At 64.0% G+C, this 23,482-nt stretch carries 24 protein-coding genes; 15 read left to right on the top strand and 9 right to left on the bottom strand.

The window, feature by feature from the left end; genetic code table 11:
* Positions 1-231: 231 nt before the first annotated feature.
* Positions 232-915: an alpha/beta family hydrolase gene (locus IVB05_RS41165; protein ID WP_247781844.1), complete on the top strand. Its 684-nt coding sequence runs from the start codon at positions 232-234 to the stop codon at positions 913-915.
* Between the two features lie 172 nt (positions 916-1,087).
* Positions 1,088-1,822 carry an aspartate/glutamate racemase family protein gene (locus IVB05_RS41160; RefSeq protein ID WP_247781842.1) on the top strand — a complete coding sequence of 245 codons (735 nt, stop codon included), beginning with the start codon at positions 1,088-1,090 and terminating at the stop codon, positions 1,820-1,822.
* On the opposite strand, the gene IVB05_RS41155 is transcribed toward IVB05_RS41160, so the two are convergent.
* On the bottom strand, positions 1,814-2,596 hold the full coding sequence (locus IVB05_RS41155) for an SDR family oxidoreductase (RefSeq protein ID WP_247781840.1): 783 nt from the start codon (positions 2,594-2,596) through the stop codon (positions 1,814-1,816). The genes IVB05_RS41160 and IVB05_RS41155 overlap by 9 nt on opposite strands.
* 185 nt (positions 2,597-2,781) lie before the next feature.
* Between IVB05_RS41155 and bioB the strand changes: the two genes are divergently transcribed.
* Positions 2,782-3,762, top strand: coding sequence for a biotin synthase BioB (gene bioB, locus IVB05_RS41150; RefSeq protein WP_247781838.1), 981 nt, complete (start codon positions 2,782-2,784; stop codon positions 3,760-3,762).
* Positions 3,763-3,785: 23 nt separating this feature from the next.
* On the opposite strand, the gene IVB05_RS41145 is transcribed toward bioB, so the two are convergent.
* Entirely contained in the window at positions 3,786-4,760 is a 975-nt protein-coding gene (locus tag IVB05_RS41145) for a ketopantoate reductase family protein (protein ID WP_247781837.1), read from the bottom strand.
* A gap of 205 nt (positions 4,761-4,965) precedes the next feature.
* On the opposite strand from IVB05_RS41145, the gene IVB05_RS41140 reads away from it, so the two are divergent.
* From IVB05_RS41140 to IVB05_RS41130, 3 genes are all read left to right on the top strand, one after another.
* Positions 4,966-6,351: a Spy/CpxP family protein refolding chaperone gene (locus IVB05_RS41140; RefSeq protein WP_247781835.1), complete on the top strand. Its 1,386-nt coding sequence runs from the start codon at positions 4,966-4,968 to the stop codon at positions 6,349-6,351.
* Between the two features lie 75 nt (positions 6,352-6,426).
* Positions 6,427-7,227 (top strand): enoyl-CoA hydratase-related protein, encoded by an 801-nt coding sequence (locus tag IVB05_RS41135; protein ID WP_247781833.1) that lies wholly within the window; start codon positions 6,427-6,429, stop codon positions 7,225-7,227.
* 22 nt (positions 7,228-7,249) lie between these two features.
* Positions 7,250-8,083, top strand: coding sequence for an aspartate dehydrogenase (locus IVB05_RS41130; protein WP_247781831.1), 834 nt, complete (start codon positions 7,250-7,252; stop codon positions 8,081-8,083).
* 13 nt (positions 8,084-8,096) lie between these two features.
* Here IVB05_RS41130 and IVB05_RS41125 read toward each other — a convergent pair whose 3' ends face one another.
* Positions 8,097-8,981: a LysR family transcriptional regulator gene (locus IVB05_RS41125; RefSeq protein ID WP_247781830.1), complete on the bottom strand. Its 885-nt coding sequence runs from the start codon at positions 8,979-8,981 to the stop codon at positions 8,097-8,099.
* A gap of 111 nt (positions 8,982-9,092) precedes the next feature.
* Between IVB05_RS41125 and IVB05_RS41120 the strand changes: the two genes are divergently transcribed.
* The 4 genes from IVB05_RS41120 to IVB05_RS41105 all read left to right on the top strand — a co-directional run bounded on the left by IVB05_RS41120 (position 9,093) and on the right by IVB05_RS41105 (position 13,227).
* Entirely contained in the window at positions 9,093-10,457 is a 1,365-nt protein-coding gene (locus IVB05_RS41120; protein WP_247781828.1) for an FAD-dependent oxidoreductase, read from the top strand.
* Positions 10,458-10,478: 21 nt separating this feature from the next.
* Entirely contained in the window at positions 10,479-11,483 is a 1,005-nt protein-coding gene (locus IVB05_RS41115) for an ABC transporter substrate-binding protein (protein WP_247781826.1), read from the top strand.
* A 159-nt stretch (positions 11,484-11,642) separates the two neighbouring features.
* The gene (locus tag IVB05_RS41110; RefSeq protein WP_247781824.1) at positions 11,643-12,416 is read left to right on the top strand and encodes an ABC transporter ATP-binding protein; all 774 of its coding nucleotides are present in this window, start codon (positions 11,643-11,645) and stop codon (positions 12,414-12,416) included.
* Positions 12,409-13,227, top strand: a complete 819-nt coding sequence (locus tag IVB05_RS41105; protein WP_247781822.1) for an ABC transporter permease — start codon at positions 12,409-12,411, stop codon at positions 13,225-13,227. Before IVB05_RS41110 ends, IVB05_RS41105 begins: the two co-directional genes overlap by 8 nt.
* 230 nt (positions 13,228-13,457) lie before the next feature.
* Here IVB05_RS41105 and gtdA read toward each other — a convergent pair whose 3' ends face one another.
* A complete protein-coding gene (gtdA, locus tag IVB05_RS41100; protein WP_247787365.1) occupies positions 13,458-14,498 on the bottom strand; it encodes a gentisate 1,2-dioxygenase in 1,041 nt (346 codons plus the stop codon).
* A gap of 112 nt (positions 14,499-14,610) precedes the next feature.
* On the opposite strand from gtdA, the gene maiA reads away from it, so the two are divergent.
* Genes maiA through IVB05_RS41085 form a run of 3 tightly spaced genes read left to right on the top strand, consistent with a single transcriptional unit; the run spans position 14,611 to position 16,923 of the window.
* Positions 14,611-15,243, top strand: coding sequence for a maleylacetoacetate isomerase (gene maiA, locus IVB05_RS41095; protein ID WP_247781820.1), 633 nt, complete (start codon positions 14,611-14,613; stop codon positions 15,241-15,243).
* On the top strand, positions 15,233-15,742 hold the full coding sequence (locus IVB05_RS41090; RefSeq protein ID WP_247781818.1) for a MarR family transcriptional regulator: 510 nt from the start codon (positions 15,233-15,235) through the stop codon (positions 15,740-15,742). The genes maiA and IVB05_RS41090 overlap by 11 nt, the downstream gene beginning before the upstream one ends.
* The gene (locus IVB05_RS41085) at positions 15,742-16,923 is read left to right on the top strand and encodes a 3-hydroxybenzoate 6-monooxygenase (protein ID WP_247781817.1); all 1,182 of its coding nucleotides are present in this window, start codon (positions 15,742-15,744) and stop codon (positions 16,921-16,923) included. Before IVB05_RS41090 ends, IVB05_RS41085 begins: the two co-directional genes overlap by 1 nt.
* Before the next feature lie 204 nt (positions 16,924-17,127).
* Here the strand turns inward: IVB05_RS41085 and IVB05_RS41080 are convergent, their stop codons facing one another.
* From IVB05_RS41080 to IVB05_RS41065, 4 genes are all read right to left on the bottom strand, one after another.
* Complete coding sequence (locus IVB05_RS41080) at positions 17,128-18,741, bottom strand: benzoate-CoA ligase family protein (RefSeq protein WP_247781815.1); 1,614 nt, start codon at positions 18,739-18,741, stop codon at positions 17,128-17,130.
* Positions 18,738-19,877: an FAD-dependent monooxygenase gene (locus IVB05_RS41075; RefSeq protein WP_247781813.1), complete on the bottom strand. Its 1,140-nt coding sequence runs from the start codon at positions 19,875-19,877 to the stop codon at positions 18,738-18,740. The genes IVB05_RS41080 and IVB05_RS41075 overlap by 4 nt, the downstream gene beginning before the upstream one ends.
* 228 nt (positions 19,878-20,105) lie before the next feature.
* Complete coding sequence (locus IVB05_RS41070; protein ID WP_247781812.1) at positions 20,106-20,315, bottom strand: hypothetical protein; 210 nt, start codon at positions 20,313-20,315, stop codon at positions 20,106-20,108.
* Positions 20,316-20,465: 150 nt separating this feature from the next.
* The gene (locus IVB05_RS41065; RefSeq protein WP_247781810.1) at positions 20,466-20,690 is read right to left on the bottom strand and encodes a cysteine rich repeat-containing protein; all 225 of its coding nucleotides are present in this window, start codon (positions 20,688-20,690) and stop codon (positions 20,466-20,468) included.
* Between the two features lie 137 nt (positions 20,691-20,827).
* Here IVB05_RS41065 and IVB05_RS41060 point away from each other — a divergent pair, with 137 nt between their 5' ends.
* Positions 20,828-21,187 (top strand): hypothetical protein, encoded by a 360-nt coding sequence (locus IVB05_RS41060; protein ID WP_247781808.1) that lies wholly within the window; start codon positions 20,828-20,830, stop codon positions 21,185-21,187.
* A 43-nt stretch (positions 21,188-21,230) separates the two neighbouring features.
* Here the strand turns inward: IVB05_RS41060 and IVB05_RS41055 are convergent, their stop codons facing one another.
* Positions 21,231-22,082 (bottom strand): hypothetical protein, encoded by an 852-nt coding sequence (locus tag IVB05_RS41055; protein WP_247781807.1) that lies wholly within the window; start codon positions 22,080-22,082, stop codon positions 21,231-21,233.
* Positions 22,083-22,288: 206 nt separating this feature from the next.
* Between IVB05_RS41055 and IVB05_RS41050 the strand changes: the two genes are divergently transcribed.
* Positions 22,289-23,482 (top strand): efflux RND transporter periplasmic adaptor subunit, encoded by a 1,194-nt coding sequence (locus tag IVB05_RS41050; protein WP_247781806.1) that lies wholly within the window; start codon positions 22,289-22,291, stop codon positions 23,480-23,482.

Raw genomic sequence — 23,482 nt, 5'->3', positions numbered from 1 at the left:
CCCCTTTTCAAAACCGCGTCGATTGCGCGCAATATCGGTCTATTATCAAAAAACGCCGGAAGGCGAATCACCCTCGGCGTGCGGTTGAATATGATGCCATCTTATAGTGGCGCTACAGGTCTGTCCATAAATCCGATTCCTCGGGCCGGGACGCGGTCGGCTGGGTCATCGCTCGCCCGGCTTTTTCCAGTATAGAGTCCCGATCGTGCAGCAGAGTGTCGGATAGATCACATGAAGGCAGCCGAGCCGGAATTGCTCCGAATTGAGATTGGGCCCAATGAGGCGGTCTCCGGGTTGGTGATGCGGCCGCCGCAGGCGCGCGCGTGTTACGTGTTCGCGCACGGCGCCGGTGCAGGCATGACTCATGCGTCGATGGAAACGGTTGCGGGTGGCCTGGCCGGGCGCGGCATTGCGACGCTGCGTTATCAATTTCCCTACATGGAAAAAGGCAGCAAGCGGCCCGATGCGCCCGCGGTCGCGCACGCCGCGGTGCGAGCGGCGGTGGCGGAAGCCGGGCGGCGCTGTCCCGCACTGCCGCTGATCGCCGGTGGCCGATCGTTCGGCGGACGAATGACGTCGCAGGCGCAGGCGCTTTCGCCCTTGCCCGGCGTTCGCGGGCTGGCGTTTCTCGGTTTTCCGCTGCATCCGGCCGGAAAGCCTTCCAGCGATCGGGCCAGGCATCTCGCCGATGTCAAAATCCCGACGCTGTTCCTGCAAGGCACGCGCGATGCGCTGGCGGAATTGAGTCTGCTCGAGCCTGTCGCCAAAGGCCTTGGATCGCGGGCGGCGCTGCATTTGCTTGATGGCGCCGATCATTCCTTCCATGTGCTGAGGAGTTCGGGGCGGAATGATCGCGAGGTGATGGATGAGGCGCTGGATGCGTTCGTGGCGTGGGTGGATGGGATTATCGGCTAGCTCAGGCGTCGTCCCTGCGAACGCAGGGACCCATAACCACAGCAGTTCATTGTTGAAGTATGCCGTCTCCCCTTGTGCCCTTTCCGCAAGGCCGCGGCGTATGGGTCCCTGCGTTCGCAGGGACGACGGATGATAGAGTTGCGCCGTTCGCCATCCCGGCTACGATGCATCCATGACAAAAATCCTGATCGTCAATCCGAACACGACCGCCTCGATGACCGAAACGATCGGCGCCGCAGCGCGCGCCGTCGCTAGCCCCGGCACCGAAATCTCCGCCGTCACGTCGGCGATGGGGCCGGTATCGATCGAGGGCTATTACGATGAGGCGTTCGCCGTGCCCGGCCTGATCCAGGCGCTCCTCAATGCGCCGGACGCTGACGCGGCGATCGTCGCCTGTTTCGACGACACCGGCCTCGACGCCGCCCGGACCGCCGCGCGTTTTCCGGTGGTCGGCATCTGCGAGGCGGCACTGGTGACCGCGGGCCAGATTGCCAAGCGGATCGCCGTCGTCACCACGCTGCCGCGCTCCATTGTGCCGCTCGAGGAACTGGTGCGCCGCTACGGCTTTGCTGAAAGGGCACAGGTCACCGCCTGCGACGTCGCGGTGCTCGATCTCGACAAGCCCGGCTCCGGTGCGGAAGTGAAACTTGAGGCCGAGATTGCCCGCGCACTCGAAAAGGGCGCGGAAGCGATCGTGCTGGGCTGCGCGGGGATGGCTGATCTCGCACAAAAACTGTCGCAGAAATTCGGCGTTCCCGTCGTCGACGGCGTTGCGGCTGCGGTAAAACAGGCCGAGGCGCTGGCCGGCCTGAAGCTCATGACATCGCGCCGCGGTTCATATGCGTCACCGGGTGTGAAAAAATACGACGGCATATTGGCGCCGTTCGCGCCAAAGACGTCAAGCTGATTGCGGCGCGCCGTAGATCTTGTCGCGCAGCCGGCGCATGCCGGTGATCCAGCGGTCGTGATTGGACGCCTTGCGCTGCATGTATTCGGCGACCTGCGGGTGCGACAGGATGAGAAAGCGTTCTTGCTCCATCGCCTCCATCACCATGCGCGCCACTTCCGGCGGCTGCAGCACGCCGTCGACCCGCGCGGCGCTCGGGCCGGGCGTCGTCATGCCGGTTTGCACCGATTGCGGGCAGAGCACGGACACGCGGATGCCGCGATCGCCATATTGAATGGCGAGATGTTCGGCGAGCGCGACCGCAGCATTTTTCGTCACGCCGTAGGGCATCGAGTTCAGCGACGCCAGCAGGCCTGCCGCGGACGCGGTGTTGAGCAGATAGCCGGATCCGCGCGCGAGCATGCCAGGCACCAGGGCGCGTGCCGCGAACACGTGGCTCATGACATGGACGCGCCAGCTCACGTCCCAATCGGCATCGGAGGCGGTCTCCTGTCCCTTGCGCGAAAGGCCGGCATTGGAAAAGAACACATCGACCGGGCCATACTTGTCTTCGGCCGCGGCGATCAGCGCCTTGATGTCTTCCTCCAGCCCGACATCGGCCGTGATCGGCAAGCCGTCAATGTCGCCGGCGACCTTGGCCAGTCTGTCGCGCGATGTCTTGAGGTCGGCGACGACGACGCCGCGCGCGCCGGCCTCCGCATAGGCGCGTGCCACTGCTTCGCCGATACCGCTCGCAGCTCCCGTGACGACGCAGACCTTGCCTTTGACGTGCATGTTCGGTTCCCGCCTGTTTTCTTTTTCTTGAACGGGGGCGAGAGTGATACGACCGCCGCTGCGCGGTCAATGCCGGTTTGCGCCGGCCATCAATTTTTTACGCGCACGGCGCACGCCGCTGGCATCAGCTTCGCCAGCGTGCGATGACGGCTTCGCGGGGCAATCAGGATCGGGAGAATTGAAGGATGCTCGAAGTGCGGGATGAACTGGCTGTGACGGCGCCGCTTGCGGACGCTCCGGAGTGGACGAGCGAGGCCGCCTGGTCGCTGTACGGGTTGCCGTTCAACGATCTCTTGTTCAAGGCGCAATCCATTCACCGCCGGCATTTCGATCCCAACCGCGTGCAGCTCAGCAAGCTGCTCAATATCAAGACCGGCGGTTGCCCGGAAGATTGCGGCTATTGCAGTCAGTCCTCGCATCATTCGACGGGGCTTGCCGCCTCGAAGCTGATGGATGTCCAAAAGGTCGTCGCCGAGGCGCGGAAAGCGCGAGACGGCGGCGCGACGCGCTACTGCATGGGCGCGGCATGGCGCAATCCGAAGCCGAGGGACATGGACGCCATCGTTGAAATGGTCGGCGCGGTGAAGGCGCTCGGGCTCGAGACCTGCATGACGCTGGGAATGCTGGACCGCGACCAGTCGGATCGCCTCAGCGCGGCGGGGCTCGACTACTACAACCACAATATCGATACGTCGGCGCGCTATTACCCGCAGGTGACCTCGACGCGAACGTTTGCCGATCGCCTCGACACGCTGGAGAATGTCCGGCAATCCGGCATGAAAGTGTGTTGCGGCGGCATCCTCGGCATGGGCGAGGAAGAAGCTGACCGCGTCGAAATGCTGGTTACGCTTGCGAATCTCGCCGAGCCGCCGGAAAGCGTTCCGATCAACATGCTGATTCCGATCGCCGGCACGCCGCTCGCCGAGGCAGCGCCAATCGCGCCAATCGAGTTTGTCCGGATCGTCGCGCTGGCGCGCATCATGATGCCGAAATCATATGTCCGCCTGTCGGCGGGCCGCTCGGCCATGACCGACGAGATGCAGGCGCTGTGCTTCTTTGCTGGGGCGAATTCGATCTTCGTCGGCGACACCTTGCTGACGGCCGGCAATCCTGAGGACGAGGCCGACCGGAAGCTGTTCAAGCGGCTCGGACTGGAGGCGCTCTGACCGGGTTTGCAACAGCCCGGCCTTCAACCCTGATAGAGCCCCTTGTCGCGCGCCTGGCGGATGGCGAGCGCCGCCATCATGTCGAGCATCGGCGTCGCAAGTCCTGCGGCGCGCGCGAATGCGGCGGGCGCGCGGACCAGCACGTCGATCTCCATGGCGCGGCCGAGTTCGTAATCCTGCAGGATCGAAGGCTTGTGGTCCGGCGCGGGGCCGGAGCGCGTGACGCGCTTCACCTCGGGAAAGCAGCTCTGCGCCACGCTGTTGGCCTCGTCGAGCAGGCGCGGCACGATTTCGGCAAGCGCCGGATCGTCGCGCACGGCGCGCGCGGTCTGCCCGGTCAACAGGCACAGCACCGACATCGACATGTTGGTCAGGAGTTTTGACCAGATCGTCTCGCGGATCTGCGTTACCTTGGGCGAATCGATCGAAGCTTCGTTCAGGGCTGCACGCAGTTTCGCGACCCGCTCGCTGGCGCGGTCGTCGCACTCGCCGATCAGGAGCCGGTTGCGCTCAGGCGAAAGGTTCGCCACCACGCCGGGGGCGACGACTTCATTCGACGAAAACACTACGCCACCGACGATAAGCTGCTTCGGGATCGCGGCGCGCAAGCGTCCGCCAGGATCGAGGAAGGCCAGATCCGGCACCGGCGGATGCCCGGGCGAGAGCCCGATACCGTACCACCAGGGAATGCCATTCTGCGCGAACACCACGGCGGTATCTTCGCCGAGCAACGGCTGCAGCCCGTCCGCGAGGATGGAGAGGCCGGTGGCTTTCAACGTGCAGATGACGGCGTCCTGGCGGCCCAGCGCGGCCGGGTCGCTCGATGCGCGCACCTTCGCCTTGAACTCGCCATTTCCAACACGCAGCGTCAGCCCGTTGGCTTTCACGGCGTCCAGATGCGCACCCCGCATCACGCAGGAAACGTCATGGCCTGCCAGTGCGAGCCGCACCGCAAAATGGCTGCCGACGGCGCCCGCACCGAAAACGCAAATCCGCATGGGTGGAAATCCTGCCGGGAGGGGATGGTCGTTGCTAGTTTTCACAAGCCGTGATCGGGCGCAACCGGTCTGCCGCACAGGGCGGGTTGCGGAAGGCGCGGCCATGGCGTCGCCGGGAACCCTGCCGTTCAGTCAGCGTTCATCCATGTGCCGCCAAGCTCGCGGCATAGCGGCGCTGGGACGTGCGACCATGATGGGACGTACCATGTCAAAGATCGCACTGGGAATTGCCGCGATTGTCTTCGCAACGGTGCTGTCCGTGGCGGACTTTGCAATCGCGAAAGGCGGTCATGGCGGCGGCCACGGAGGTGGCCGCGGCGGCGGTCATCATGGCGGCGGCCATCGCGGTGGTGGTCATGGTCACGGCCACCATTTCGGCGGCCGGCACCATGGCGGCGGCCATTTTCACGGCAGGGCGGCGCATTTCCGTTCGTTCTCCAGACACCGTTCATTCTCCGGACACCGCTCGTTTTCCGCGCAGCGCATGAATTTCGCAGGCGGCGGCCGGGCGCTGAACGCGCGCGCACTTGCCCGCAGCTATCGCCATACCGCAGCGCTACATCGTCCCGCGGTACGGGCCAGCGTGACCGCGGGCGCGGCGCTCGCAGGGTGGCAATACGGACGGTCCAGGGGCGGCGGCTGGTGGCGGCACGGCAACGGCGGATACGGCTGGGTCGGACCGCTGTTCTGGCCGTTCGCCTATTTTGACATCTATGACTATGCGCTATGGGGGCCGCGTGTCGGCGCCCCGTTCTGGTACTACGGCTACGACGACATTTATGCCGGCCTGTTCGGCCCCTATGACTATCAGGGTCTTGCGGGCTACCTGCCGCCGCGTGGTTCTCCCGACGCCGGGCCGGACCGGCTCGGGCTGTTATGCGGCGAGGACAGCCGCGAAATTGCCGGCCTGCCGATCGACCTGATCGCGCAGGCGATCGAGCCGACCGAGCCGCAACGCGCAGCCCTCGACGATCTCGCCAATGCATCGGTGACTTCAGCGCAGAAGATCAAGGCGGCGTGCCCGACCACGGTTGCGCTGACGGCGTCCGGCCGGCTTGCCTCGATGCAGCAACGCATCGAGGCGATGATTTCTGGTGTCGCGACCGTGCAGCCGGCGCTGGACAAGCTGTACGGTCTGCTGAATGACGAGCAGAAAGCGCGGCTGAACGCTGTCGCTGAAGATCAGGAAAGGAAGACCGAGCGGCGCCGTAACAGGTCCGTTGCGCGGCCCTGCGACGTTACGCAATCCTCGAGCTTGCAATGGCCGGCCGAGGAGATCGAGGCGCGGGTGCATCCGACCGAAGCGCAACGCACCGGCCTCACCGCCCTGCAGAAAGCCAGCGCAAAGGCAGCCGACATGCTGGCCACGTCGTGCCGGATCGAGGAAGCGGCCACGCCGCCGGTTCGGCTCACCGCCGTCGGCAAGCGGCTCGACGTCATGCTGGAGTCCGTCAAACTCGTGCGCACGGCGCTCGATGATTTCTATGCGATGCTGAGCGACGAGCAGAAGGCCCAGTTCGAGGCGATCGGCCCGCGGCGGACCTCGTTCGGCGACAGGGCAGACATGATGCAGCGGTACGGCCGCCGATAGTCGGCGGCGGTGACAACGGCTGCGATCCCGGCCTATTGTCCGGCATAACAAGATGCCGAACAAAGGGGCCGCCGAATGACTGCCAATCCGGTTTTGTGGGAGCTCGACGCGCGCGGCGTCGCCACGGTGACGTTGAACCGTCCCGAAGTAAACAACGCCTATGACGCCGGCCTCATCAACGGCGTGCTCGCGGCGATGGATGAACTCGGCAACAAGCCCAATCTCCGCGTCGTGGTGCTCAAGGGTAACGGCAAGCATTTCCAGGCCGGCGCCGACCTGAAATGGATCAACGGCGTGCGGCCGAAATCAGCGGAAGAGAACGAGGCGGTGTCGCGCGCGACGTTCGAAGCCGTGCAGCGGCTGAACACGCTGCCGATCCCGACGGTGGCGCTGGTGCAGGGCGGCTGCTTCGGCGGCGGCACCGGCGTGATCTCGGCGTGCGACGTCGTGATCGCCGCCGACAATGCGTTGTTCTCGATCACCGAAGTGCGCTGGGGGCTGACGGCGGCCATCATCATCCCGCAACTCTGCGACGCCATCGGCGTCCGCCAGGTGCGGCGCTACGCGTTGACCGGCGAACGATTTGGCGCGGAGGAGGCGCGGAGGATCGGGCTGGTTCACGAGGTGGTGCCGCTGACCGAACTGGAGGCTGCGGGCGCCAAGGTCGTTGAGCAACTACTCGGCAATGGTCCGCAAGCCTTGGCCGAAACCAAGGCGCTCGCGTTGGAGAGCTCGTTCGGCGGAATGGGCGTGGATGACGAGGCCTATGCCCGGCTGGTGAAGATGCATTCGGACAGGCGCCAGACCAGCGAAGCGTCGGAGGGGCTGGCGTCGTTCGCAGAGAAGCGGGCGGCGAATTGGGACTACAAGGCATAAGCGTCGGGCTCTGCTACGCTCGATGACGTTTCTTGCAGGAGTATCGGATTTGCCATCAAAAAATATCGCCATTGCCGGGCTGGGTGAGATCGGGAAAACCGTGGCACGCAAGCTGGCGCAGGGGTTGCCGGGACTTGCTCTCGCGGCGATCGCGGCAAGAGATCAGGCGAAGGCGCAGGCGTGGCTCGATCGCGAAGGCATCGCCTGTCCGCTGGTCTCGCTCGATGACCTGCCCGCCCATGCCGACCTTGTCGTCGAATGTGCGCCGGCTGAAATCCTCGATCAGATCTGCCGGCCGATGCTGCGCGCGGGCAAGCAGGTCATGGTGCTGAGCGCCAGTGCGCTGCTGCCCCGTCCCGAGCTGGTCGATCTGGCCCGGGCGCATGGTGGTCAGATCATCGTGCCGACCGGCGCCTTGATCGGCTTCGATGCGGTATCGGCTGCCGCCGAAGGCACTATCAACTCGGTGCAGATGATCACGCGCAAACCGCCCGGAGGTCTCGCCGGCGCGCCCTATCTCGTCGAGAACGGGATTTCGATGGAGGGTCTGACATCCGCCCTCTGTGTCTTCAAGGGCTCGGCGCGGGATGCCGCCGCGGCGTTTCCCGCCAATGTCAACGTGGTGGCGGCATTGTCGCTCGCCGGCATCGGCCCCGATCGCACGACGATCGAAATCTGGGCCGATCCGGCCGTGACGCGGAACTGCCATCAGATCAGGGTGGAATCCGACTCGGCCTCGTTCACGATGGGAATCGAAAACATCCCATCGGAAAACCCGAAGACAGGCCGCATCACCGCGCTCTCGGTGATCGCGGCGCTGCGCAAGCTCGCCTCGCCGCTGCAGGTCGGAACGTAAGCCCCCGCACGTTTCACAGCGCCGGCGCGAGCGCGCGTTTCAATTGCTGAAGCAACGCCTGCACGGCGGCCGCATTGACCCGCCGCTCGGGGATCGTTGCCTTTACCCACAGATCGGGGATCGGGAATTCCGGAAGCACCACCTGCAGCGAGCCGTCGCGCAGCGCGTCGGCCGCGAGATAATGCGAAATGAAAGCGATGCCGTTTCCGGCGATCGCGCTTTTCACCAGCACGTGGCCCTCGTTCGAACTCAACAGCGGGCGTACCTGAATGGTGATGCGGCCGCGGGGGCCGTCGAATATCCATTCGGGCCCGGTGGGTAGAAAGCTCAGGCAGCGGTGTTCGACCAGATCGCGCGGGTGTCGCGGCGTGCCGTGTAATTTGAGATAGGCGGGCGCTGCGCACAGCAGGCGCTTGAGCGCGCACAGGGGTTCATCGACGACACCGCCGAACGAATGCGGGAAGGCGCCGATGGCAACGTCAAAACCTTCCGTGACCGGATCGACCGGCCGGTCGATCAGCACGACTTCCAGTTTCAGCCGCGGATTTTCCGTCTGGAAGGCGCTGAACACATCGGCCAGCCGGGCGATGGTCAGCGATGTCGGCGCCTTGATGCGCAGATGATCGATCAGATCATGGTCCTTTTCGCCCATGCGCGACAGGAGATCGCCGACATCCGCCACCACGCCGCGGGCGCGATGCACATATTTGTGTCCGGCTTCAGTCAACCGCAATTGACGGGTCGATCGATGAAACAGCGCGATGCCGATCTGATCTTCGAGCTGGGTGACGCGCTTGGCCACCACCGAGGTCGAGACTTTCAGCTTGCGGGCGGCGGCCGAGAAACCGGCGGCGTCGGCGGTCGCCAGAAAGGCCTGAAGGTTGACGAGCGTATCCATCTACTTTTCTCGATTCGCGAAAGCTGATCGCGCTATTTGCTGGATTGTAGTCCGCTTCGCGTTAATTCATAGTCCCGCGAAACAAAAATCATCAGGGATGGGATCGCTGCCGTGTCGGCCAAAACCATTGAAGAACCCGCTCGCCAGATTCCGCTCTACGGCGAGTATGAAGTCGCCGTGCTGGGCGGCGGCCCTGCGGGTATTGCGGCGGCGGTTGCGGCCGCGCGGGCCGGGCGGCGTACGCTGCTGATCGAGCGTTACGGCTTTCTCGGCGGCATGGGCACGGCTGCCGGTGTGACAAATTTCTGCGGGCTGCACGCCAATGTCCATGGCGAGATGCATCGGGTGGTGCAGGGCATCGCCTCCGACCTGCTCGCGCGGATCGACCGGCTCGACGGGCTCAACGCGCCGCACCTCATCCTTGGGAAGATTTTCGCGCAGGCCTACGACACTGCGGCCTACAAGATTGCGGCGGATGATTTGCTCGCCGCCCACAAGGTCGACATCCTCTTTCATGCGCTCGGCGCCGGCGTCGTGATGCAGGATGAGAAACGCATCAACGTGCTGATGGTGGAGACCAAGGCCGGGCGTCAGGCGGTGCGCGCCGGCATCTTCATCGACTGCTCGGGCGATGGTGATCTCGCGGCCTGGGCGGGGGCGCCGTTTGAAGTTGGCGACAATGCCGGCGGCATGCTCTACCCCTCGATGATGTTCCGCCTCAACGGCATCGATCCCGAAAAGGCGGGCGAGGCCTGGCGGACCATTCCGGCGCTGATGGAAAAGGCCGAAGCTGCGGGCACGCATCGATTTCCGCGCAAGACCGCGATCGTGCGGCCGCAGCGCTCGGCGATCGAATGGCGGGTGAACTTTACCCAGCTCGCGCGCGAGGACGGCACGGCGGTCAGCGGGATCGACCCCGACCAGATGACGCGTGGCGAGATCGAGGGCCGGCAGCAGGCGCTGCAAGCGTTCGAATTCCTGCGCACGGTGCCCGGCTTCGAAAAATCCTATATCGTCGATTTGCCGCCGCAGCTCGGCATCCGTGAGACACGGCGCGTGGTCGGCGGCTACATGCTGTCGGGCGAGGATGTGCTCGGCTGCGCCTCGTTCGAGGACTCCATCGGCGTCAATGGCTGGCCGATGGAGCAGCATGTCGCGGGTGATGTGACCTTCACGTTTCCGCCGATTCCGGAATCGCGCGGCTTCAACGAACTGCCGTATCGCATGCTGGTGCCCGAAGGCGTAGACAATCTCCTGATGGCCGGACGCTGCGCCTCGATGACCCATGACGGCCAGTCGGCGGCGCGGGTCTCCGGCGCCTGCTTTGCGATGGGGGAGGCGGCAGGCGCCGCGGCGGCGCTGGCGCTGTCGGGCAATACGATTCCGCGCGACATTGCAGTTGAAAAGTTGCAACAAAGCCTGAAACAACAGGGCGCGTTCATCGGGCGGGACCAGAACGTGCCCGAGGGGTTATAAAAGAGTTAGGGAGGAGGCGGGATGACGAAGTTTGCACGGCTCGCGCTGGCGGGCCTGTTGGCGATAGCAGCGGGCGGGGTCGCGCGGGCCGATGATGCGCAAAAGGCCAAAATCGGCGTGCTCCGGCTGTCGTCGTCGGCGCCGGTGTTCATTGCGCAGGACAAGGGCTATTTCCGCGAGGCCGGCCTCGATATCGAACTGAAATTCTTCGACGCGGCGCAGCCGATCGCGGTGGCGACCACCTCGGGCGACGTCGATTTCGGCATCACGGCGTTCACCGCCGGGCTCTACAACCTCGCCGGCAAGGGCACGCTGAAGGTGATCGGCGGCATGAGCCGCGAGAAGGCGGGCTATCCGCTGATCGGCTACTTCGCCAGCAACAACGCCTATGCGGCGGGCTTGAAGACGCCGAAGGACCTGGCGGGCAAGCGGATCGCGGTGACGCAGGTCGGCTCCAGCTTTCATTATTCGCTCGGCCTGCTCGCGGACAAATACGGCTTCAAGCTCGCGGACGTGAAAGTACTGCCGCTGCAGTCGCTGTCGAATGCCGCGGCCGCGCTCAAGGGCGAAACCGTCGATGCCGCATTGCTGCCGATCTCGACCGCGCGGTCGCTGGTGGATTCCGGCGGAGCAAAGTTCCTCGGCTGGGTCGGCGACGAGACGCCGTGGCAGTTGGGAGCCGTGTTCGCCTCGCCGAAGACGCTGGCCAACAAAGCTATGGTCACGAAGCTTATCGCCGCGCTGGTGCGCGCCGACCGCGAATATCACGACGTGATCCTGGCCTCGGTGAAGGACGGCAAGGCCGAGATCAACGACAAGACAAAGCCGCTGCTCGAGATCATCGCCAAATACACCAATCTGCCGGTCGAGCAGGTGGTCGGCAATTGCGCCTATATCGATCCCGACGGCAAGCTCGACGTCAGGAACGTCGACAACCAGATCGCGTGGTTGCAGGAGCAGGGCTTTGTCGACAAGGGGTTTGCAGCGGACGCGATCATCGCGAAGGAATATGTGAAGGCGGATTGATGATGCCGATGCCGATGCCAATGCCGTCATTTGCGAGCGCAGCGAAGCAATCCATGCTTCAACACGAGGATAGATGGATTGCTTCGTCGCTTCGCTCCCTTGCGCAAACGCTTCGCGTTTGTCGCAGGCAATGACGAACGATAGCTAGCTGGGAACCAAATGGACCTGATCGCACATCAAATCAGCCACCGCTTCGGCGGGCTCGACGTGCTCGATCATGTGTCGTTCACCGTTGCCTCCGGCGAGGTCGTTGCCATCGTCGGGCCCTCCGGTTGCGGCAAGAGCACGCTGCTGTCGATCCTTGGCGGGCTGTTGCGCTCGAGCGAGGGGAGGGCAGCGCTGCGCGGCGCGCCGCCGGCCGACAGCCTCAATCCACTGACCTTCGTGTTTCAGGATTTTGCGCTGCTGCCGTGGTGCACGGTGGAAGCGAACGTCGAATTTCCGCTTGCGCATGCCGCGCTCGACGCCGCCACGCGCCGCGCCGTCGTCGATGACGCGCTGCGGCGGACGGGCCTGTCCGATTTTCGAGGCGCCTATCCGAAGCAATTGTCGGGCGGCATGCGCCAGCGCGTCGGCATCGCGCGCGCGCTCGCGGTGCGGCCCGCAATCCTGTTGATGGACGAGCCGCTGTCGGCGCTGGATTCGCAGACCCGCGAATTGCTGATGGAGGATTTCATCGGCCTGCTCGCGGACGGCGCGATGGGCGCGGTCTATGTCACGCATAATCTGGAAGAGGCCGTGCGGCTCGCCGATCGCATCGTGGTGCTGTCGCGCCGCCCGGGGCGCGTCAGGGAGATCGTCGAAATCCCGATGACGCGCGCCGAGCGCGGTGCGATCGACGCGCGCGGCAAGTTGCTGGCGCTGCAGAACGATCTGTGGTCGCTGATCCGCGAGGAGGCGATCGATGCCGAGCGCGAGGTGCAGCATGCTTGAGCGCGCACCGCAGGACGATCGCGCAACCGAAGCCCGGCCCGTCGCATTTCGCGGCGCGGGTTTTGTGCCAAGGGCGGGGCGCGCCTCCGGCTGGACGGCGCTCGCGCTGGTGATAGCGCTGTGGCAACTCGCCGGCAGCGCCGGCTGGGTCAACCCGCTGTTCCTGCCGGCGCCGTCGGCGATTGTAGTTGCGATCTACAAGCTCGCGGTCAGCGGCGCGCTCTGGCAGCATGTATCGGCTTCGGTTGTTCGCATTGGCAGTGGCTGGCTGGTGGGCACGGTGGCCGGCGTGATCGTCGGATTTTCGATCGGGCTGTCGACGCTGGCGCGCGGCGTCGGGATCACGTTCATCTCGGCGCTGTTTCCGATTCCGAAGATCGCGCTGTTGCCGCTTCTGATCCTCTGGCTCGGGATCGGCGAGGAGCCGAAGATCGCGACCATTGCGCTCGGCGTGTTCTTCTCGACCGCGATCTCGGTCTATAGCGGCGTCGATGCGGTGCCGCGCAACCTGATCCGGATGGCGCAGAGCTTTAACGTGCCGTTCCATGCCATCGTGTGGCGCGTGATCTGGCCGGGCGCGCTGCCCTCGATTCTCGCGGGCTTCCGTATCACAGCTTCCGTCGCATTGCTGCTCGTCGTCAGCGCCGAAATGATCGGCGCCCAGTTCGGCATCGGCGCGTTCGTGCTGCAGGCCGGCAATTTGATGCAGACCGATCAGCTACTCGCCGGTGTCGTGATCCTGTCGCTGTTCGGACTGGCGGTGGGGAAGCTGATCAACGTGCTGGAGGCGCGGTTGCTGCACTGGCGGTGAGCGCAGATTGTAGGGTGGGCAAAGCGAAGCGTGCCCACCATCACGTGCGGAGTCCCTGATGGTGGGCACGTCGCTAACGCTCCTTTGCCCACCCTACGAGTCTATGTCGTCCCTGCGAACGCAGGGACCCATACCGCGTGATCTATCGATAAGGCAAAGTGGCCGACGCCTTCCGCACAACGCAGGCCGGTGGCTATGGGTCCCTGCGTTCGCAGGGACGACGAAACACCTCACGCATTCCCGCGATCCTCGCGGAACAGATCGAGCTTCTGCTGCACCGGGCGGTCGGAGAACGAGAACAGCACCGCGTCGGTGTCGGCCTCGTGCGTGACCCAGTGCCAGCTCGGCACCACGAACAGGTCGCGCGCGCCCCACTCAAACGTCTGGTCGCCGATCCGGGTGCGGCCCTTGCCTTCGATCGCGGCGAACACGGTGGCGTCGGTGGCGCGATAGCGCGCGGTCTTGAAGCCCTTCGGCAATAGCTGGATGAAGGTGCCGATGGTCGGCATCGCGAAATCGCCGGTCTCGGGATTGGAGAATTTCAGCTTCAACCCGTGACAGGCATCCCATTCGTCGCGCGTCTTGGCCAGCTCCAGCGCCTCGCGCGTATAGCTGTAGGGATAGTTGAAGATCGGCGAGGTCTTGGACTTTCGCTTTTCGTCGACCGGCAGCAGGTTGTGGCCGTAGCGGGCAAAGCTGTCGCCGGCAGGCTTACTGATCTTCTGCTGGTCCTCGTTCGACCCTTCGGCAAAGGACGCATCGAAGAACTGCACCATCGGGATGTCGAGCCCGTCGAGCCAGAACATCGGCTCGGATGTTTCGTTGGAATGATCGTGCCAGGTCATCGACGGCGTGATGACGAAATCGCCCGGCTCCATCGCGGTGCGTTCGCCGTCGACGGTGGTATGGGCGCCCTTGCCTTCGAGCACGAAACGCAGCGCCGACTGGCTGTGCCGGTGGGCGGGGGCGACGTCGCCCGGGACCACCATCTGCACGCCGGCAAACAGCGATGTCGTGACCTTCGACTGGCCGCGCAGGCCTGGATTTTCCAACACCAGTACCCGCCGCTCGGCTTCCTTGGCGGTGATCAGCTTGCCGGCTTCGGTCATGTAATCGCGGATGGAATCGAACTTCCACAGATGCGGCCGGCAGGCGCTTCGCGGCTCCGGCGTGACGAGATCGCCCAGCACGTTCCACAGCGCGGAGAGATTTTCGCCGTCGATCTTCTTGTAGAACGCCTCGCGTTCCGGGGTCTTCTGCACGGCTTCCATGGTCAAGCCTCCCGTCATTTTTGTATCGTCTATGGATTGACAGTATACTTACAATATGGGTAGCGTCAATGACGGGCTGCGAGGCAAACGATAAAATCCGAGGGAGGTTCCGATGAAGCTGCATGGCTATTTCCGCAGCAGCGCGGCATACCGGGTCAGGATCGCGCTCAATCTCAAGGGGTTGTCGACCGATCACCTGTCGCACCACCTTCGCAAGGGCGAACAGTGCGCGCCCGCCTACCTCGCCATCAATCCGCAGGGGCTGGTGCCGACCCTGGAGGGTGACGACGGTGCCGTGCTGACCCAATCGCTCGCCATCATCGAGTGGCTGGACGAGACTCATCCCAACCCTCCGTTGCTGCCAAAGGACCCGCTGCGCCGTGCCAAGGTGCGCGCGTTCGCCATGGCGCTCGCCTGCGATACGCATCCCGTGCAAAATCTCAAGGTTCTGGCGCGTTTGCGCCAACTCGGTCTGCCCGAAGAGAAGGTGACGGAATGGGCGGCCTGGGCCAACCGTGAGGGATTGTCCGCCTGCGAAACGCTGGTCGCGGCCGAGGCCGGGCCGTTCTGTTTCGGCGACAAGCCCACTCTTGCCGACCTCTGTCTGGTCCCCCAGCTTGGGAATGCGCGGCGGTTTGGCGTCGATGTTTCGGCCTTTCCGCGCCTGCTCGAGGCAGAAGCCGCGGCAAAGCAAATGAAGGCGTTCGCGGACGCCGCGCCGGACAAGCAAGCCGATGCCGAGTAAACCCTCACCCATCACCATGGACGCGGTCTATACCGCGCCCGGCTACCTGTTCCGCCGGATGCAGCAGATCGCGGTTTCGATCTTTGTCGAAGAGTGTAACGCGTTCGACCTGACGCCGGTGCAATATGCAGCGCTGGTGGCGATCCACACCCATCCCGGCATCGACGCCACGCGGCTGTCGGCGGTGATCGCGTTCGACCGCTCCACGCTCGGCAACGTGATCGAGCGGCTGGAGAGCAAGGCGCTGATCGAGCGCCAGCCGTCGCGGGAGGACAAGCGCGTCAAGCTGCTCCATCTGACCAAATCGGGTGCAGCCGTGCTGCGCGATATCATGCCCTCGGTGGAGCGCGCGCAGTTAAGGATGCTGCAGCCGCTGAAGCCGGCCGACCGCAAAGCCCTGCTGACGCTGCTGACTCAACTGGTCGATCTCAACAACGAGGCCTCGCGCGTGCCGCTGCGCGCCGAAGACGCCCTCGAGCATCTGGGGAAATCGAACTGATGGACACAGGGCCGGTCCTGATCGCAGGTGGCGGAATCGGCGGGCTCGCCGCAGCGCTTGGGCTGGCGCAAAAAGGAATCCGCTCGATCCTGCTGGAGAAGGCCTCAACGCTTGGCGAGATCGGCGCCGGCATCCAGCTCGGGCCCAACGCATTCCACGCCTTCGACTATCTCGGCGTCGGCGAAGCCGCACGAAGCATGGCGGTCTATATCGACCAGCTCCGGCTGATGGATGCGTTGACGGCCGAGGAGATCACCCATGTCGATCTGGGCGAGGCATTTCGCACACGCTTCGGCAACCCCTATGCGGTGGTGCATCGCGGCGACCTGCACGGCGTTTTCCTGCGCGCCTGCCAGAATCACGGGTTGATCGAGTTGCGCGTCAGCAGCGAAGTGGTCGGCTACGATCAGGACGGCTCGTCGGTGACGGCGCGGCTGGCGAATGGCGAACGCGTCACGGGACGGCTGTTGATCGGCGCCGATGGGCTGTGGTCGAACGTCCGCAAGCAGGTGGTTTCCGACGGGCCGCCGCGAGTGTCCGGACATACGACGTACCGCTCGGTGATCCCGACTGAACAGATGCCGGAGGATTTGCGCTGGAACGCGGCGACGCTGTGGGCCGGGCCGAAATGCCACATCGTGCATTATCCGCTGTCGGGCTGGAAGGTGTTCAACCTCGTCGTCACCTATCACAACGACGCGCCGGAGCCGGTGGCCGGCAAGCCAGTGTCGGACGAAGAGGTCATGCAGGGCTTCGGGCACGTCCATCCGCGTGCGCAGGACATCATCCGCCACGGCAAGAACTGGCGGCTATGGGTGCTGTGCGACCGTGATCCGGTCGAGCGCTGGGTGGACGGCCGCGTCGCGCTGCTCGGCGATGCCGCGCATCCGATGCTGCAATATTTTGCGCAAGGCGCCTGTCAGGCAATGGAGGACGCGGTGTGCCTGTCGCACATGATGGGAGCGCATGACGATTACGCGAAAGCGCTGGAAGCCTATCGCACGCAGCGTTTCCTGCGCACCGCAAAGGTGCAGCTGATGTCACGTGCGATTGGCGAGCACATCTATCACCCAGCGGGCGGACATGCCCGGCTGCGCAATGAGATCATGAGCGCGAAGACGTCGGAAGAGTGGTATGGCGATCTGGCGTGGCTGTATGGCGGGACGGGGTTGGCGGGGTAGGGACGAAAAACTCCGCCGTCGTCCCTGCGAACGCAGGGACCCATACGCCGCGGCCGGCGTGAAGGGCACACACCGCACGACGGCTTCGCTACAGCAGCCCATGCGCTAGTTGAATGACGCAGAGCGTCAGCGACCACGCCTCCTCGATAGATCACGCGGTATGGGTCCCTGCGTTCGCAGGGACGACGCCGAGTTTGTTGCCGGCTACATCTTCATCAAGGCCTGGCGGTCGATCTTGCCCGTGCCGGTTTTCGGTAATTCGGCGATGAACCTGATCTCGCGCGGATATTTATAAGGCAACAGCTTTGCCTTGACGTAATCCTGCAGCGTCTTAGCGGCGTTGTTCGGATCGAACTCGCCCTTGTTCATCACCACTACCGCCTTCAGCGTCATGCGCCGATCCGGCAGTTCGGCGGCGAAGACGGCGCATTCCCTGATATCGGGGTGTTCGGCAAGGCACAGCTCGACTTCCAGCGGGTAGACCCACTGCCCCGAAATCTTGATCAGGTCGTCGGCGCGGCCACGGAAGAAATGAAAACCGTCGGCATCGCGCAGGAAACGGTCGCCGGTGTAGATCCACCCCTCCTCACGAATGGTCTCCGCCGATTTGTCCGGCCGGTTCCAGTACAGCGGCGTGTTGGAATCGCCGCGTACCCACAAGATGCCTTCCTCGTTGTCGCCGACCTCGCGGCCGTCCTTGTCCCTCAGCAGGATTTCGTAGCCGGGCACGCGCAGGCCCGCCGCGCCGAGTTTTTTCGTCTCGGGGCGGTTGGACAGATAGATGTGCAGCGCCTCGGTCGAGCCGAGCCCTTCGATGATCTCGAGTCCCGTCAGCGCCTTCCAGCCGTTGAAGACTTCCGCCGACAGCACCTCCGCGGCCGACAGCGCCATCCGCAGCGAGGAGAAATCGGTGGCGGCAGCGCCGTCGGCCTTTGTGAGCGAGGTGTAGAGCGTCGGCAATCCGAAGAAAACGGACGGCCGGTATTTTCCGATCGCCTCGAAGATCGTTGCCGGCTTCGGCTGGCCAGGCAGCAGCAGCGTTGCCGCGCCGACCGAGAACGGGAAGGTGATGGCGTTGCCAAAGCCGTAGGCGAAGAAAATCTTCGGCACCGAGAAACAGATGTCGTCGGGCCCAAGCTTGAGCACGTTGCGGGCAAACGCCTGCTCGCTATAGGCCATGTCGTGCTGCAGGTGCACGATGCCCTTGGGCCGCCCGGTCGAGCCGGATGAATACATCCAGAACGCCATGTCGTCGCGCCTGGTGTCGGCTTCCGGCAAATCGGTGGAGAATCCCTGCAGCCATTGCGGCGCCATGAGGGCTTTCGGCACGGCGTGTTCGCTCGCCGCGCCATTGACCACGACCAGGGTTTGCAGCGGCGTATCCTTGCAGGCTTCCGCATTGAACCGCGAGGTAAACTCGGCTTCCGCGACCGCGACCGCAGCGCAGGCGTCCGAAAGGTAGAACTGCAGCAAGTCCGGCGGCGTCAGCGTGTTGATCAACAGCGGCACGAAACCCGACCGCACTGCGCCGAAAAACGCCGCAGGATAGACCGGCGTGTCGTCGAGGAACATCAGGATGCGATCGCCGCGCTTCAGGCCCAGCGACTGAAAGCCATGCCCCCATTGCGAGGCCTCGGCACAGAGCTCTGCGTAAGTGCGCGTGCCGCCGGGGCCGGTCAGCGCCAGCCGGCCGCCGCGGCCAGTCACGAGATTGTCGAACAGGATCCGGCTGGCGTTATAGCTCTCCGGAATCGTAAAGCCGATCTCGCGCGCGCCGGGATTGTCGCGGGGGACCAAATCGGAAATTTCTGACGTCATGCTCGGCTCCCAATCTTTTTTTCCGCCTCGTAACGCGCCATGAATTCGGGCGACATCGCGCGCAGCCGCGCGTCGGCGATCCGCCCCGAGCGGGTGATGTAGCTGTAGGCAAAATCCATCAGGTCGAGCTTCATGTGTTCGGGAAAGTGTTCGTACCAGTCGGCGCTGGTGCGCGCCGCCGTCACCAGCTTCTGCACGATCGGCTTGCGTTCGGCCTGGTAGCGGGCGAGGCTTGCGGGAATATCGTTTTCCGCCTCCAGCGCCTTGGTCAGCGCGATCGCGTCCTCGATGGCGAGCCGCGTGCCCGAGCCGATCGAGAAATGCGCGGTATGCAGGGCGTCGCCGATCAGCACCATGTTGCCGTGTGACCAGTTCTCGTTCCAGATCCAGGGAAAATTGCGCCACACCGATTTGTTCGAGACCAGCGCATGGCCATCGAGCGTGTCAGCAAAGATCTCCTCGCAGATCGCCTGCGACTGCTCGATGGTCTTGTGCTCGAAGCCATAGGCCTGCCAGGTCGCCGCATCGCACTCGACCAGGAACGTGCTCATGGAGGGCGAGTAGCGATAGTGATGCGCGTTGAAGGATCCCAAATCGGTCTTCACAAAGGTCTGTGACAGCGTGGCAAAGCGTTTGCTGGTGCCGTACCAGGCGAACTTGTTGGTCGAGTGCGAAACCGAGGCGCCGAATTCCTTCTCGAAGCCGCGGCGCACCAGCGAGTTCAGCCCGTCGGCGGCGACGATCAGGTCGTACCCCCCGAGCTCGTCCAATGACTGGATCGTGGTGTTGTATCGCGCCGCAATTCCTACCGCGCACACGCGCTGCTGCAGGATGGTCAAGAGTTCGAGCCGGCCGATCGAGGAGAAGCCGATGCCGTCGATCTCGACACTTTGCCCACGCAAATTGAGCGTGATGTTCTTCCAGCTCTCCATCCGCGGCGTGATGGCGTCGACCGTCTCGGGATCGTCGGCGCGCAGAAATTCCAGCGCCTGTTCGGAGAACACCACGCCAAATCCCCAGGTCGCGCCTTCGGGGTTCTGTTCGAACAGGTCGATATCCGCGTCCGGATGACGCCGCTTCCAGAGATAGGCGAAGTAGAGACCGCCGGGGCCTCCACCGATGACGGCGATACGCACGTCTTCCTCCCAATCGACAGTATACTGATTAATTTGGGTCGGAGACTAATCCGCGCCGGAAATTTGCGCTACAGAAAAATCATCAGGGAACGAGGCTGACGTCCGGTCCTGTCCGCGTCAGGACCGGGCGCCAAGGGTCCCGTTTCTCCCGCCGGTTCTGTCCGCGAACGGTTGTGCGCTATGCGGCATCTCCGGCTTGACCTTGCCTTCGACGAAAGCGCCTGGGGCTCAGGTGCAGCGGCGAACCTTCACGCCGTTCACCACCACGGTCCTGCAGACCACGGCAGGCTTGCGGACGACGACAGCGCCGCGGGCTCCGGCGCAGCCGGCGCGAACGACGCCGCGGGCACAGACCACCGCGTTGGCCTCGGTGGTTTCGAACGTCATGGTGGCGGAAAAGGACAGCACGGCGGCGGCAATCAGCAGGAACGAACGCATGTTGGTCTCCCGGACTGTAATGGTTGATGTTCAGGTACTGAAATTTTCTTCTTGAAAGTTTCTTCGCAAGGTTCTGCGGATGCCTGTCGCGGCGTGCGTGCACGCCGATCTCGGTTCGGTTGACGGGAGGCATGAACGCCAGCCGTCTCCTCATTTCTTCTCGGCGGCCGTCAGCACCTTCTTGCAGGCCGGCGTGATCTTGTCGCTCTCCTTGGCGAGGCAGGCGATGATGCGTCCGCCGCCGGGGGTGACGCCTTTGCAATATTTCTCGTAGTCGCCCATGCAGGCGCTGCGCTGTTCGGCAGTCATCTCCTGCGCGAAAGCGACATGCGACATGCAGAGCACGGCGGTGGCGGTCAGGATGGTGCGTAGCATCGGTTCTCCCTTTCCTTGGCAGCCGATCGCTGAGGTGACTGTCCGCAGATAAGACCGGCGGCCTTCTTGCTTCTTGATCGCGGACCCGCTGTAGTGAAGCTCCGATTAGCAGCTGCAAGGAAGCCTAAGGAAAACCCATGGCGGAGGTCAGAGCCAAATGGCTGGCGTTCTATTCCGAACATGTCGAGCCGGTCTCCAAGGAAATATTTTCTCACGTCGAGAAGTTGATCATCGGGACGTTGATCGTATCGGCCGGCGCCCATGTTTCGAGCAGTGAGCCGGCGATCGTGCTGTTCGGCTATCTGCGCCATGGTCTCATCGGCCGCGGCGTCATGTTGTTCGGCGTCATTCTCCTGGTGCTGAACTTCGTCGACGGCCTCTACAAGCTCGCCAGGCTCAATTGGCATATTGCGTACCAAACCGTGATGGCGATCCTTTATGTCGCACTGTCGATACGGCTCATTCAGCTCATCCTCGCCTTTCGCGGCGGCGAGTGACCGGCGGCTCCGGGATCAATGAGGGGCCGCCGCAGGCGAATGATTAACGCGCCGCGAACTGAGACAGAACGTCCTTGCAGGCCGGCGAAAGCTGCGCGGCATTGGTCGCCAGGCACTGCACGATCCGGCCGCCGCCAGGCTGCACGCCGCCGCAAATCGAGCGGACGTCGGCGCCGCATGCCGACCGCAGCACGAGCAGCTCTTCACGCGGCCGCATCGGCCGCAGCACGATCACGGCCGGCGCCGCCGGTGCAACGGTGGCCGCCGTGCCCGCTGGAGCCGCTCCCGCTGCGGCTGGAGCCGCGCCTGCCGCGGGTGCAGCCGCTGCTGCTCCACCACCGCTGGCGGCGGAGACGGCTTTTTCGCAACCGGCCGAGAGTTTCGCCTTGTTCTTTTCCAGGCATTGCAGGGCCGGCGCGCCCCCGGTCGGCACGCCCGCGCAGACCTTTGGATAGTCGGAGCGGCATGCGCTGCGGACGGCGGAAATCTGTGCGCTGGTCGGCTGTCCGGCTGCGGGGGCTGCTGCTGCCTTTGGCTCGGCGGATTTCGCCGGCGCCGCGGGTGCTGCCGTTGTAGCGGCCGGCGCTGCAGATTTGGGTGCCATGGTCTCGGTGGGCTTGGCGGGCGCGGCCGCCGGCGCTTCCACGGCGCGCACCGCGCTCTGGCAGCTCGATGAAAGGCTCGACATGTTCTTCTGCAGGCATTGCAGCGAGGCCTCGCCGCCCGGCGGCACGCTGGAGCAATGGGCCATGTAATCGGAACGGCACTGCGATTTGATGGCGTCGCGTTGTGCCTGGCTCGGCGCTTGCGCAAAAGCCGGCGCTGCGGTTGCCAATATCGCGGCGACCGAAAACCACGACGCAACTCTGCTCGCACGTTTCAACGTGTTGATCATTTGAATAAATCCTTTTGTCGTCGCAGGAAGCCGCCGCTTCAACCGCAGTAAAATCTAATCGTAAAAATTATAACGGCCCGCATCATTTTCGCTTTCCGGTTTCACTGCAAGCGGATTGTTGCTATTTTCATGGGGTGGCGCCGAACGCCGATTTCTGAATAGACATTTTTCTGAACAAACCAATTGAGGCATGAAAAATGAAGCCCATGCGTTCGCCTGCACGCCTGAGTCCGCACCGCAGCATCGGGCAAGGAGCCGCGTCGGTCCGGCGCGCGGCGTTCGCCATTGCCGCGATGGGCATATTAAGTGCCTGCGAACAAAATACTTTTGTCCCGCCCCCGCCGCCGAAGGTCGATGTCGCGGTGCCGGTGCAACGGTCCTTCACGCGCTATCTGGAAGCGACCGGCAATACCGCGGCGATCAAGAATGTCGATCTGGTCGCGCGCGTGCAGGGCTTTCTGCAATCGATCAACTATACAGACGGCGCCTTTGTGAAAGAAGGCGCGCCCCTGTTCACGATCGAGCCTGACACCTACAAGCTGAAGCTCGAACAGGCGCAGGCCGCGGAAACCGGCGCGCAGGCAACGGTGAGGCAGGCCGAGGCGGACTTCAAGCGCCAGCAGGAACTGGTGCAGCGGCAAGCCGTTTCCCAAGCGACGCTGGATACTTCAACGTCAACGCGCGACAACGCGCAAGCGAACCTGCTTCAGGCCCAGGTCAATACCAAGATCGCGGCGGTCAATTACGGTTATACCAATGTGACTGCGCCGTTTGACGGTGTCGTCAGCGCGCATCTCGTCGCCGTCGGCGAACTTGTCGGTGTGTCGTCGCCGACGCAGCTCGCCACCATCGTGGCGCTCGACCCGATCTGGGTGAATTTCAACGTCAACGAACAGGACGTGCTGCGGATCCGGGAGGAAGCCCGCCGGCGCGGGATGACACAGGACGATCTCAGGCAGATACCGGTGGAAGTCGGGTTGCAGACCGAAACCGGCTTTCCGCACCAGGGCAAGCTCGACTATGCCGCCACGACGCTCAACCAGTCGACCGGTACGCTTCCGGTGCGCGGCGTGCTGCCCAATTCGGACCGTGCCCTGCTGCCGGGATTCTTCGTCCGGGTCCGCGTACCCGTTGACCAGGTGCAGAACGCGCTGTTCGTGCCGGATGTCGCCCTCGGCAGCGATCAGTCCGGACGCTACCTGCTGGTCGTGAACGGCGAAAATATCGTCGAACAGCGCAAGGTGCGGGTCGGGCCGCTGGAGGGCGAGTTGCGTGTCATCGAAGAAGGCCTCAAGGCCGACGACCGCGTCGTCACCGCCGGGCTGTTGCGCGCGATTCCCGGCCAGAAGGTCGATCCGCAACTGAAAAAGATCGAAGCACAGCCAATAGCGGCCAAGTAG

The sequence above is a fragment of the Bradyrhizobium sp. 170 genome (assembly GCF_023101085.1).
GTDB lineage: Bacteria > Pseudomonadota > Alphaproteobacteria > Rhizobiales > Xanthobacteraceae > Bradyrhizobium.
Note: the sequence above shows the minus strand (reverse complement) of the source record. Positions and strands in the feature narration are given on the sequence as shown.